The sequence below is a fragment of the Microbacterium sp. Bi128 genome, assembly GCF_918698205.1.
Genome location: NZ_CAKKMM010001661.1, coordinates 1 through 1041 on the forward strand (window position 1 = coordinate 1; position 1041 = coordinate 1041).

The 1041-nt window shown below is 64.9% G+C and carries 1 protein-coding gene; it reads left to right on the plus strand.

All coding sequences use genetic code 11. The annotated features are described in order from the left end of the window. The first annotated feature begins 7 nt into the window (after positions 1 to 7). Positions 8 to 877 carry an Fpg/Nei family DNA glycosylase gene (locus LQV45_RS35340; RefSeq protein ID WP_230012714.1) on the plus strand — a complete coding sequence of 290 codons (870 nt, stop codon included), beginning with the start codon at positions 8 to 10 and terminating at the stop codon, positions 875 to 877. Positions 878 to 1041 lie beyond the last annotated feature (164 nt).

Below are 1041 nucleotides of genomic sequence, written 5' to 3' on the forward strand. Positions count from 1 at the left end.
CTAGGCCGTGCCTGAGCTTCCTGAAGTTGCGGCCCTGACGGACTTTCTGGACGAGCACCTGCGCGGAGCAATGGTGCGGAAAATCCAGCCGGTCTCCTTCGCCGTGCTCAAGACGGCAGACCCTCCCTACTCCGACCTCCAGGGCAAGGCCGTCAGCGGCGTGCAAAGGTTCGGCAAGTTTGTCAGCCTGGAAGCGGACGGGCTGCATTTTGTCTTCCACCTCGCCCGGGCCGGCTGGGTCCGCTTCACGGACTCCCCCACCGACGCCCAGCTGAAAATGGGGAAGGGCCACATCGCGCTGCGGCTGACGTTCTCCGCCGATTCCGGCCCGGTGGGCATGGACCTGACCGAAGCGGGCACGAAAAAGAGCCTGGCGGTCTATGTGGTCCGGGATCCGCACGACGTGCCCGGCATCGCGGCGCTCGGACCGGATCCGTTCAGTCCGGACTTCGACGTCGATGCCCTGGCCGGGATTCTCGGCTCCAGTTCCCAGCAGATCAAGGGCGTCCTGAGGAGCCAGGGCATCATCGCCGGGATTGGGAACGCGTACAGTGACGAGATCCTGCACGCCGCCAGGACTTCGCCGTTCGCGATCGCCAGGTCGCTGGACCGGACGCACGTGCAGCACCTCTACGACGCCATCCACACCATTCTGGGAACGGCGGTGGCGGAGGCCAGGGGCAAGCCGCCCAACGAGCTCAAGGACACCAAGCGGAGCCACATGCGGGTCCACGGCCGGACCGGCGAACCGTGTCCGGTGTGCGGGGACACGGTCCGGGAGGTTTCCTTTGCCGATTCCGCCCTGCAGTACTGCCCGACGTGCCAGACCAAAGGAAAGATCCTGGCCGACCGCCGGACGTCACGCTTCCTGAAATAGCGGATCACCGCGGACCTTCCTGGGAACACCACGGAGCGGATGTGTCCGGGAAACAGAAAACCCCGCCATTCCTTCATCAGGAATGGCGGGGTTTCAGCTGTTGGTCGGGCTGACAGGATTTGAACCTGCGACCCCTTGACCCCCAGTCAAGTGCGCTACCAAGC